The organism is Saccharomonospora halophila 8 (assembly GCF_000383775.1).
GTDB lineage: Bacteria > Actinomycetota > Actinomycetes > Mycobacteriales > Pseudonocardiaceae > Saccharomonospora > Saccharomonospora halophila.
Genome location: NZ_KB912559.1, coordinates 14,890 through 25,656, shown reverse-complemented (window position 1 = coordinate 25,656; position 10,767 = coordinate 14,890). Strand labels below are relative to the sequence as shown.

The following is a 10,767-nucleotide window of genomic DNA, read 5'->3' as shown; positions in this document are numbered from 1 at the left end:
CTCGGCGTGCTGGCCGTGCCGCTGCTGGTCGTCGCGGTCTGGCGGCGGCGTCCGACCGGGCACACCGACGGCCACACCGTGCCGCGATTCGCCGTGCGGGTCACCCTGCTGGCCGCGTACCTGGCGGCGCTCACGCTCGTGTGGCTGCGGGCACGACCCAGCGAGGAGGCCTCCGCCTGGTCCCCGGTGCAGACCATCCCGCAGGCGATCGGGCAAATCCTCTCCGGCGGGATCGGCGCCCAGGGGCCGAGCTGGGTCGTGCTGGCTCTGCTGCTGGTCACGATCGCCGTGCTGCCCCGCCTGCGGTACGCGTGGTGGTTGGTGGCGCTCCAGGTCGTCGTCGCCGGGCTGTTCGTCGTGGTCTCGGCCGTGCCGGACACCGCGCTCCGGGACTTCCTCACCGGGGTCTGGTACAACGACACCCGCAGGCTGGCCGGACAGCTCCCGGTGATCACCGCCGTACTGTGTGCGGTGACCGCGACCTGGATCTTCACCCGGTACACCCGGCGGCTGGCCGAACAGCGACCCGGCGTCGGCCGTCGACTCGGCGAACCCGGGGGGAACCCGACCCCCGCCCGCGCAGGGGTGGCGCTCGTCCTGGCCGCCCTGCTCGGCGTGGCGGGCCAGTTCAGCTCGGTCAACTACGCGGTCGGGGCCGGGCAGTCCAACTACGCCATGGACGCCGACGCACCGGTGCTCTCCCCCGCGGAGCGCGACCTGCTGACCCGCCTCGACGAGACGGTCCCCGCGGACACGACGATCATCGGGAACCCGTGGACCGGGACGGCGTTGGCCTACGCCCTCGGCGAGCGACGCACCCTCACCCCGCACGTCGGCGGCACGATCCCCGAGGACGCGCGGTTCCTCATGGACAACCTGCACCGGCTCGACACCGACCCCCGCGTCTGCGACACCGTCCGCGAACTGGACAGCCACCACGTCCTCTTCTTCGCCGGACCACAGGTGCACGGCAAGGGCATCTCCTTCGAAGGGTTGAAGTCGGTGGCCGTGAACCCCGGCCTCACCCGGGTGGACAGCGAAGGCCCCGCCGCCATCCTGTACCGCGTGACCGGCTGCTGACGGCCCCGGCGATCCGGCGCCGGGCCGGGGCCGCGTCGCCACGCCACCGGCGTGGGGCGTGGCCGCGGCGCCAATGCACTCCGGGACATGCGAATCCTGAGCGTCGTCGGCGCGCGCCCGCAGTTCGTCAAGCTGGCCCCGATCGCGAGGGCGATGCGCGGTGCGGCCGAGCACGTCATCGCGCACACCGGCCAGCACTACGACCACAACATGAGCGACGCGTTCTTCGCCGACCTCGGGATCCCCGCCCCGGACGTCAACCTGGGGATCGGCTCGGGCAGCCACGGTGAGCAGACCGGCGCGATGCTGAGCGGGTTGGAGAAGGTCATCACCGACACCACCCCCGACTGGGTGCTGGTGTACGGGGACACCAGCTCGACGCTGGCCGCCGCGCTGGCCGCGGTGAAGCTGCACCAGCCGGTGGCGCACCTGGAGGCCGGGCTGCGCTCGTTCAACCGGCGGATGCCCGAGGAGCACAACCGGGTGCTCACCGACCACGCCGCCGACCTGCTGCTCGCACCGACGCAGGTGGCCATGGACCACCTCGCCGACGAGGGCCTGGCCGGACGCGGCGTCCTCGTCGGCGACGTGATGACCGACGTGCTCTACCAGGTGCGCGACCGGGTGGCGGACACGCCACTCGCCCTGGACGCCGCGGTCGATCCCGGTGCGTACCACGTCGCCACGCTGCACCGGCCGGACAACACCGACGACCCGGAACGCCTGCGCGCGATCGTCGACGGGATCTCGAAGGTCGACACGCCGGTGGTGCTGCTGGCACACCCCCGGCTGCGGCACGTGGCGGACCGCCACGGCATCGACCTCGAAGTCGGGGCCATCACGGTGTGCGAACCGCTCGGCTATCCCGAGCTCGTCAACGCCGTGTCGCACAGCGCGGGTGTCATCACGGACTCGGAGGGCTGCAGAAGGAGGCGTTCCTGCTGCGGGCGCCCTGCACCACGATCCGCCCGGAGACCGAATGGGTCGAGACCGTCGACCTCGGTTGGAACGTGCTCGTGAACCGCGACTTCGGCACCCTGGCGGCCACGGTGGAACGTCCCCGGCCCGCCGCGACCGACGCGGCCCCGTACGGCACCGGGCGGGCGGCCGAGAACACGGTCCGCGCACTGGTGGAGCGGGGCTGACCACCTTCCGACGCCATGGCGCTCGGGGCCCGGCTGGTCAGCCGCCCCGGACAACCCCGTCGACGACACCGACAGCGTTCGCGGCGACCGTGCGCAGGCTGTGGTTGCGTTCCACCCAGGCCGACAGTTCGCGCCTGCGTCGGGGGTCCGGGACTTCGGCCAACGCCTTCTCCATGGCTCCGGCCACGGACTCCTCATCCCAGTCCACAGCCCAGCCGAGATCGTTCTCCCGGATGATGGCGGCCATCGGTCCCACCCCGGAGTAGATCACCGGCGCCCCGGCCGAGAGGCTGGCAAGTGCCTTCGTCGCGAACGCGAAATCGTAACCCGCACCCGGTTTCACCGACGCGAGCGCGGCGCAGGCCGTCGCGAACTCCCAGCTGAGCACGTCCGGCGGCTGAGGTGCGCGGAACTCGACCTGCCCCGGCGCCACACGGTCCGCGAGCTCGCTCAAGGCGGGCACGTCCACACCCTGCCCGATCATCACCAGGGTCGCGTCCGGATGCCGCTGCGCGATCCGGCCGAACGCGCGTACGAACACCTCCGCGCCGTGGATCTCCGACATCGTGCCGCCATAGACCAGTCTGCGACCCGACCCCGCACCGTCGACCTCGGTCACCCGGAATCGCTCCGTGTCGATCCCCACGCCGACGACGGTCACCCGCCGCTCGGACGCCCCGAGTTCCACCACATCCGCCTTCACCCCGTCGGACACGGCCAGGATCTCCCGTGCTCCTCTGAGCACCCACCGTTCGAGAGTCTTCAGGATGCGGACGACCGCACGGTTCACCCCGATGCCCTCGGCAGCGGTGGACACCACATCACCGGAGTAGTGGACATAAGGAGTGCGGCGCAAAGCGCAGACAACGCGGCTGACCACGCCCGTGGTCGTCGGTGGCTCCACCACCACCAGGTCGCTGCGCGTGAAGAGCAGGCGGAAGAAAAGCGGTACGTCGTAACTGAGGTACTGGATGTATCCCCGGACGTTGCCGCCCTTGTCCCGTAGCACCGGCCACCGACGCACGTCGAGCCCGCGATCGTCGATCCGAGTGCCCTCCGGGGGCACCGTGGTCAGCACCCGTACCTGGTACCCGCGCCCCCGCAGCTCGTCGGCCAGCGTGCCGAGCCGGTACGCGGCCGCGCCGGGTTCGGGCCGGAACAGCCGGGAGACGATGGTGACCCGCTTACGCCTCGCCCCGGACACGGGTCACGCCTCTCCGGCAGCCGTCAACGACCCCGCCGAGGCCAGCAGTTCCTCCGCCGTGCGGAGGGTGTTCTGCCCCTCCTGCAGGGTGACGACGTCGTTGCCGACGCCGAGCACCGCGTCGCGGAACTTCTCGTGCTCCACCCGCAGCGGCTCCCGCTTCGGGATCGCGAACCGGGTCACGTCGCCCTCGGCCACCCCGCGGAAGGCCGCCACCGAGTCCCACTCGGTGCTGACCACGCCGTTGGCGTAGAAGGTGAGGTCGGCGCTGACGGTGTCGGCGACGAACGCACCCCGCTCACCGGTGACCACGGTGACGCGTTCCTTCATCGGCGAGAGCCAGTTCACCAGGTGGTTGGTGATGATGCCGTTGGTCAGCCGTCCCGTCGCGGCCACCATGTCCTCGTGCGGACGCCCGGAACGGGTGGTGACCTGGGCGGAGACGGTGGTGTACTCGGACTTCGCCAGCCAGGCCGTGAGGTCGATGTCGTGCGTGGCGAGGTCCTTGACCACGCCGACGTCGGCGATGCGCGCCGGGAACGGGCCCTGCCTGCGGGTGGCGATCTGGTACATCTCGCCCAGCTCCCCGGCGGCCATCCGATCGCGCAGCGACTGCAACGCCGGGTTGTACCGCTCGATGTGCCCGACGGCACCGACCACGTTGTTCGCGGCGAAGGCGTCCACCAGCCGGGCCCCCGCCTCGACGCTGTGCGCGATCGGCTTCTCGATCAGCGTCGGCACCCCCGCCTCGGCCAGCGCGATCCCCACCTCCTCGTGGAACCCGGTGGGCACGGCGCACACGGCCGCGTCGATCCCGACGCCGATCAGCTCGTGCACGTCACCCACGACGGGCAGGTCCCCGGCCACGCCGTGCGGGTCGCCGCCCGCGTCGGCGACCGCGACCAGCTCCAGGCCCTCGACCTCGCGCACCACCCGCGCGTGGTGGCGCCCCATCATGCCGAGCCCGATCAGGCCGACCCGCAGTTCCGTCACGTTCACGCTCCCGCCTTCGCCAGGGTGTTCACCGCGGTCACGATGCGCTCGCGGTCCTCGTCGTCCAGGGATGGGTGCACCGGCAGGGACAGCACCGTGGCCGCCGCCCGCTCGGTGTTCGGCAGGTCCGCCTCCCGCGCGAAGGAGGGCAGGCGGTGGTTCGGGATCGGGTAGTACACCCCCGTGCCGATGTCGTACTCCCGTTTCAGCGCGGCGGCGAAGCCGTCCCGGTCGTCCGGCACGGTGATCGTGTACTGGTGGTAGACGTGCACCGCGCCGTCGGCCACGGCCGGGGTGCCCACCCCGTCCAGGTTGCGGTCGAAGAACCGCGCGGTGGCCTGCCGGGTGGCCGTCCAGTCGCCGACCCGGCCCAGCTGCGTCCGGCCGATGGCCGCGTGCAGGTCGGTCATCCGGGCGTTGAACCCGACCAGCTCGTTCTCGTACTGCCGCTGCATTCCCTGGTTGCGCAACAGCCGCAGGGCACGCTCCACCTCGGCGTCGCCGGTGCAGACCATGCCGCCCTCGCCGGAGGTCATGTTCTTGGTGGGGTAGAGGCTGAACATCGCGAACGTGCCGAACGCCCCCACCGGGGTGCCGTGCAGGCTCGCGCCGTGCGCCTGCGCGGCGTCCTCGTACAACGCCAGCCCGTGCTCACGCGCCAGCCGGGTCAGCGCGGGCATGTCCGCCGGGTGCCCGTACAGGTGCACCGGCATGATCCCCTTCGTGCGCTCCGTGATCATCGCGGCGACGCTGTCCGGGTCGAGGCAGTGGTGCGCGGGCTCGATGTCGGCGAACACCGGCGTCGCCCCGGTCAGGGCCACCGCGTTCGCGGTCGCGGCGAAGGTGAACGACGGCACGATCACCTCGTCGCCCGGCCCGACCCCGGCGGCCAGCAGCCCCAGGTGCAGACCCGAGGTGCCCGAGTTCACCGCCACCGTCGCCCGCCCGTCCACCAGGACGCGGCCGAACTCCTCCTCGAACGCGGCCACCTCGGAACCCTGCGCCAGCATCCCGGAACGGAGCACGGCGTCGACGGCGTCGCGTTCGGCGTCACCGATCAGGGGTCTGGCGGCCGGGATGAACTCGTTACTCACGCGGACGTCCTCGAAGATCGGGATGGTACGGGACAGGGCACACCCTATTCCGGTGGCGGAATCCCACACCGGGCGCCCCTCGACGCCGGAAGCACCCGTTCCGGGGTGGTGACGCGGGCGCGGTGACACCCCGGGACACCCGCCACCTGCCGCGTCTCGCGGTCGGCGGTGCCGATAGCGTGCGCTGCATGACCGTGCCCGACAGCGGGACCGACGGCACCGGAACCCCCGAGCGCATCGGCCACCGACGTGCGCTGCTGACCCGGCCGGACCCCCGCACCGACGCCGACGCCCTGCCCGCGGCCCGGCGCGGCCTGATCTCGGGGCTGGGCATCGCGGTGCAGGGCGCGGTGCGGTTCGTCTACAGCCTGCTGGTGGGTCGCACGCTGCCCACCGGGTTCCTGTCGGCCACCAACAGCGCCATCTCCACGGCGATGTTCGCGACGATGCTGTGGCCCGTCTCGCTGGGCGCGGCGGCGGCGAAGTTCGTGGCGCGCGAGTCCGGCGATCTCACCGTCCGGACGGCACTCACCCGACACCTGGCGCGGCTGTCCCTGCTCACCTCGGCCGCGCTCGGGGTGGGGGCCGGCACGGTCACCTACCTCCTGCTCGCCCCCGGCGAGCTCACCACCGCCGTGTTCGTGGCCCTGCTGACCGTCGGGCTGTCCGCGTACAACTTCGTGCGCGGCGTCCAGTACGCCACCGGACGGATCCTGCGGGCGACGGTGTGGGACGGGCTCTCGTTCGTCGTCGCGGTCGGCGGTCTCGTCCTGGTGCTCGTGTTCGATCTCCGCGCGTGGCTGCTGCTGCCGCTGACGGCGGGCTACGCCGTCTACAGCGTCGCGGGCTGGCCGCGCACCGGGGGCGGCCCGATCGGAGCGGAGCTGCGCGGCGAGATCAACCGGTTCGTGGCCTGGGGGGTGCTGGGCTCGCTGGCCACCGGCGGGTTCCTGCAGCTGACGATGGTGCTGGCGCACCAGACCGGCGACGCCACCGGCGCCGACGCCTACGCCGCCGCGCTCACCCTGGCCACGCCCGCCTCGATGCTCGGCTCGGTACTGAGTCTGCTGCTGCTGCCCGCGCTGTCCGCCGCCGTGGGGCGGGGGGACCTCGCCGCCGTGCGGGGGCACACCGACCTCGCCCATCGTGCCCTGATCATCATCGTCGGCGGCGTGTTCGGTGCGCTGGTCGTGGGGGCCCGGCTAATTGTCGCGCTCGTCTGGCCGGACCTGTCCTCCGCCGTCCCCGTACTGGAGGTCCTGCTGGCGGCCACCTTCCTCTACACGGCCTCCATCGTGGTCACCGAATCGATCCGCTCCTACGACGAGCGGGGCGCGAAGGTGATGGCCCTGACCCGCACGGCCGGGTTCGTCGTCGGCCTCACCGTGGCCCTGGCGCTCGTGCCCGCCCTGTCCGTGCTGGGGATCGCGCTCGGATACCTGACGGGAATGACGATCACCGGGCTCGTGCCCGTGGTGCTGGTGTGGCGCCGGGACGGGCACCGCTGGGCCGGACTCGCGACCCGGGTGCTCGCCGGTGCCGTGCTGACCGGCGCGCTGCTCACGGTGCGCGCGACCGAGCCCGGCCCGGGGTGGTTGGACGTGGCACTCACCGCCCTGTTCGCGGTCGCGTGGCTGGGCCTGCACCACCGGGACGCACGCACGGTCGTCCGGCGTGCCCTGCGCGGGTGAGCCACCGCCACGACCCGCGAGCGGCCCGGTCTCCGTCGGCTACACTCCGCGCCCATGGCCGGTGGTGGGAAGAAAATCCTCTGTCTCTCGTTCTCCGACATCAACCGCGACGCGCGCGTGCTGCGGCAACTGGAGGTGCTCGCCGAACTCGGCGAGGTGACCACCGTCGGCTTCGGGGACCGGCCCGCGGCGGCGACCGAACACCTGGAGATCGACGCCGACCTCCCCTCGCTCCCGCAGACGCCCGCGGGGGTCGCCCTGCTGGCGCTGCGCCGCTTCGACCGGGTCGAGCTCGCCGCACCCGCGGTGCGCGCCGCGCGCTCCGTCATCGGTGACCGCCGGTTCGACGTGGTCGTGGCGAACGAGGCGCGGGCGATGGCACTGGCCTACGAGGTGGCCCACGGCGCCCCGGTGGTCGCCGACATGCACGAGTGGGCCCCGGAGGAGCGCAGCCACATCCGGTCGTGGCGGCTACTGGTCAAGCCGTTCATGACCCACCAGTGCCGCAGGTACCTCCCGAAGATGGCCGCGGTGACCACGGTCAACGACTCCATCGGCGAGCTGTACCGGGAGCAACTCGGCGTCGACACGCACACCGTCCGCAACGCGGGCCCCTTCCGCGACCTCGCCCCGAGCGAGGTGCCGGACGAGGGCATCCGGCTCGTCCACAGCGGCGGCGCGGTGCCCGGACGCAACATCGAGGCGCTGATCGAGGCCGTCCGCGGCCTGGACGAGACCTACAGCCTCGACCTGTACCTGGTGCCCGGCCGGGACAACGGCCGCTACCTCGATCAGCTGCGCGGGCTCATCGGCGGGGACGAGCGGATCCGACTGCATCCCCCGGTCGCCCCGGATGAGCTCGTCGGGACGCTGAACCGCTACGACGTCGGCGTCTTCAGCCATCCGCCGCTGACCCCGAACCACCGGCTGATGCTGCCGAACAAGATCTTCGACTTCGTCCAGGCACGGCTGGCCGTGGTGTTCAACTCCGCGCCGGAGACCGACCGGCTCATCACCGGACACGAGCTCGGCGTCGTCGCCGGGGACTCCTCCGCCGAAGCCATGCGCGACACACTCGCCGCCCTCGACGTCGATCAGGTGCGCGCGTTCAAACGCAACGCCGACACCGCGGCGAAGGTCCTCAACTTTGGGGAGGATTCCGCCGTACTGCGCACCATGGTCGGCGACCAGCTGCCCCACTGACCGTCCTCGCCCCGCCATCCGGCGTCCGTCCGCTACTCTCGGGTAACCATCAGTCCCCACCCCGCCGCGGAGCGCGGCCCGAACCGGCGATCGAGCATGTCCAGCACCCTTCCCACCTCCGCGCCCGGCACCGCCGCGGACACCCCCGCCGCGACACCGGCCCGGACGAAGCCCGGTTTCCACCCCGAGATCGAGGGCCTGCGTGCCGTGGCGGTCGCGCTCGTCGCCGTCTACCACATCTGGTTCGGCCGGGTCTCCGGCGGCGTGGACGTCTTCCTGCTGCTCACCGGGTTCCTCATCACCGGATCCCTGCTCCGGATGGTCGAGAATCACGGTCGCGTCCGGTTCGGCGCGTTCTGGGGCAGGCTGTTCAAGCGCCTCTACCCACCGGTCGGGCTGGTGCTGCTCGCCGTGCTGGGCGCGACCTGGCTGTGGCTGCCGGAACCGCGCTGGCGCGGCACCCTCGGCGAGGTGCTGGCCGCGGCGTTCTACGCGGAGAACTGGAAACTGGCCTTCTCCGCGGTGGACTATCTCGACCGCGCCGAACTGCCCAGCCCGGTGCAGCACATCTGGTCCCTGTCGATCCAGGGACAGTTCTACGTCCTCTGGGCGGTACTGATCGCCGTCGCCGGGGCGGTCGCACTGCGGCTGCGCACCCGGGTCCGCACCGGCGTGCTCGTCGTCTGCCTGACCGTGTTCGCGGGCTCGCTGGCGTACTCGGTCGTGCGGACCGCCACCGACCAGGCGTGGGCGTACTTCGACCTCGGCGCGCGGCTGTGGGAGTTCGCGCTCGGCGGTCTCCTGGCGCTCGCCCTGCCGTCCGTGCGACTTCCCCGCGGACTGCGCGTGCTGCTCGGGTGGGTCGGCCTGCTGGCGTTGATCGCGTGCGGCGCGCTGTTCGACGTGTCCACGATGTTCCCCGGGTACGTGGCACTGTGGCCGGTGGGCGCGGCGATCCTGGTGTTGCTCGCGGGCACGACCGGCCATCCGCTGGCCGTGGACCGGTTCCTGACCGCACGGCCGCTGGCCGCGCTCGGCGGCGTGTCCTACGCGCTGTACCTGTGGCACTGGCCGGTGCTGATCGTGTACCTGGCGCTCACCGGGCGCAGCGTGGCGACGCTGCCCGGCGGACTGCTCGTGCTCGCCCTCTCCCTGGGGCTCGCCGTGCTCACCCGCATCCTGCTGGAGAAGCCGGTCAACGCGTTCACCACGCCCAGGACGCATCCCGGCTGGGCCGTCACGGTCGTCGCCGTGTGCCTCACCCCGGTCCTGGTGGTGAGCCTGCTCTGGGCGTACCGGCTGGACACCCGGGAGACGATCACCGTGACGGCGGAGAACGTCGCCGACTACCCCGGTGCCCGGGTGCTCGACCCCTCGTTCCCCGCGTCGTCAGTACCGGAGAGGCCGGTGGTGCCACGCCCGGCCGACGCCCGCGACGATCTGCCGCACACCTATGCGGACGAGTGTCACGCCCCGCTGGAACAGACCGAGGCCCGGGTCTGCGTGTCCGGGCCCGCCGATGCGGACCGCAGCATCGCCGTCGTGGGCGCCTCCCGCAGCGCCCACTGGTACCCGGCGTTGCGGGAGATCGCCGACGAGCGCGGCTGGCGGGTCTACAACCTCACCAAGAGCTCGTGCCAGTTCAGCACCGACACCCCGTACACCGTCGACGGGCAGGTCTACACCCAGTGCGAACGGTGGCGGGAGAACGCGATGCGCCGCCTCACGTCCCTGCGCCCGGACGCGGTGCTCACCTCCTCGACCCGGGCCCTACCCGACGGCGGGGAGCGGGCGTTCCCGGGTTTCGCCGACCGGTGGCGACAGCTCGCCGAGGTCGGCATCGACGTCCTCGGCGTCCGCGACCTCCCGCGTGTGCCGACCGACGGCGCGTCCTGCGTGGCGACCCGGGAACCGGACCGGTGCGTCTTCGACCCGTCGTACGAGCACACCCCCACCGATCCGGCGCGGGCCCTGGACGGGGTCCCGGACACCGTCGCCCTGCTCGACCTGACACCCCGGGTGTGTCCCGACGGCCGGTGTCCCGCCGTGATCGGCAACGTGCTGGTCTACCGCGACACGTCACACCTGACCGCGACCTACGCCCGCACGCTCGCCCCGGCGCTCGCCACCGAGATCGACCGCGTCACCGGCTGGTGACGACAGTTCGCCCGCGAAATGTCGTCACCCGGGGCCCGCCCGCTTCCGGGCGGGGCCCGGTGGGCGGGGCACGGTGGACGGGCCGTCAGTCGGACTCGACGAGGACGTCGCCCGTCTCCCGGTAGGTCGCACCGGTGACCGGGCACACCCACCGGCCGTCCTCCTGCCGCAGCGGGGCGCCGGCACGCCCCACCCAGCCG

At 72.3% G+C, this 10,767-nt stretch carries 7 protein-coding genes and 1 pseudogene; 5 read left to right on the top strand and 3 right to left on the bottom strand.

The genetic code is table 11. The features are described from left to right. Positions 1 to 1,080: DUF6541 family protein (locus SACHA_RS25490; RefSeq protein WP_019810653.1), on the top strand; the 1,080-nt coding region annotated here is incomplete at its 5' end. 87 nt (positions 1,081 to 1,167) lie between these two features. Next, positions 1,168 to 2,225: pseudogene (wecB, locus tag SACHA_RS22065) on the top strand (non-hydrolyzing UDP-N-acetylglucosamine 2-epimerase). A gap of 37 nt (positions 2,226 to 2,262) precedes the next feature. Here wecB and SACHA_RS0113535 read toward each other — a convergent pair. Genes SACHA_RS0113535 through SACHA_RS0113525 form a run of 3 tightly spaced genes read right to left on the bottom strand, consistent with a single transcriptional unit; the run spans position 2,263 to position 5,516 of the window. Then, entirely contained in the window at positions 2,263 to 3,429 is a 1,167-nt protein-coding gene (locus SACHA_RS0113535) for a glycosyltransferase family 4 protein (RefSeq protein WP_019810651.1), read from the bottom strand. Positions 3,430 to 3,432: 3 nt separating this feature from the next. Further along, on the bottom strand, positions 3,433 to 4,428 hold the full coding sequence (locus tag SACHA_RS0113530; protein ID WP_019810650.1) for a Gfo/Idh/MocA family protein: 996 nt from the start codon (positions 4,426 to 4,428) through the stop codon (positions 3,433 to 3,435). Next, positions 4,425 to 5,516 carry a DegT/DnrJ/EryC1/StrS family aminotransferase gene (locus tag SACHA_RS0113525; protein ID WP_019810649.1) on the bottom strand — a complete coding sequence of 364 codons (1,092 nt, stop codon included), beginning with the start codon at positions 5,514 to 5,516 and terminating at the stop codon, positions 4,425 to 4,427. Before SACHA_RS0113525 ends, SACHA_RS0113530 begins: the two co-directional genes overlap by 4 nt. Positions 5,517 to 5,704: 188 nt before the next feature. Here SACHA_RS0113525 and SACHA_RS0113520 point away from each other — a divergent pair, with 188 nt between their 5' ends. From SACHA_RS0113520 to SACHA_RS0113510, 3 genes are all read left to right on the top strand, one after another. Beyond that, positions 5,705 to 7,207: a hypothetical protein gene (locus tag SACHA_RS0113520; RefSeq protein WP_019810647.1), complete on the top strand. Its 1,503-nt coding sequence runs from the start codon at positions 5,705 to 5,707 to the stop codon at positions 7,205 to 7,207. 54 nt (positions 7,208 to 7,261) lie between these two features. Beyond that, positions 7,262 to 8,410: a glycosyltransferase gene (locus SACHA_RS0113515; RefSeq protein WP_019810645.1), complete on the top strand. Its 1,149-nt coding sequence runs from the start codon at positions 7,262 to 7,264 to the stop codon at positions 8,408 to 8,410. Between the two features lie 96 nt (positions 8,411 to 8,506). Next, complete coding sequence (locus SACHA_RS0113510; protein ID WP_019810643.1) at positions 8,507 to 10,567, top strand: acyltransferase family protein; 2,061 nt, start codon at positions 8,507 to 8,509, stop codon at positions 10,565 to 10,567. Positions 10,568 to 10,767: the final 200 nt, after the last annotated feature.

Coding starts and splice junctions, on each gene's coding strand:
- SACHA_RS0113520 (WP_019810647.1), top strand. CDS start 5,705: ATGACCGTGCCCGACAGCGGGACCGACGGCACCGGAACCCCCGAGCGC.
- SACHA_RS0113515 (WP_019810645.1), top strand. CDS start 7,262: ATGGCCGGTGGTGGGAAGAAAATCCTCTGTCTCTCGTTCTCCGACATC.
- SACHA_RS0113510 (WP_019810643.1), top strand. CDS start 8,507: ATGTCCAGCACCCTTCCCACCTCCGCGCCCGGCACCGCCGCGGACACC.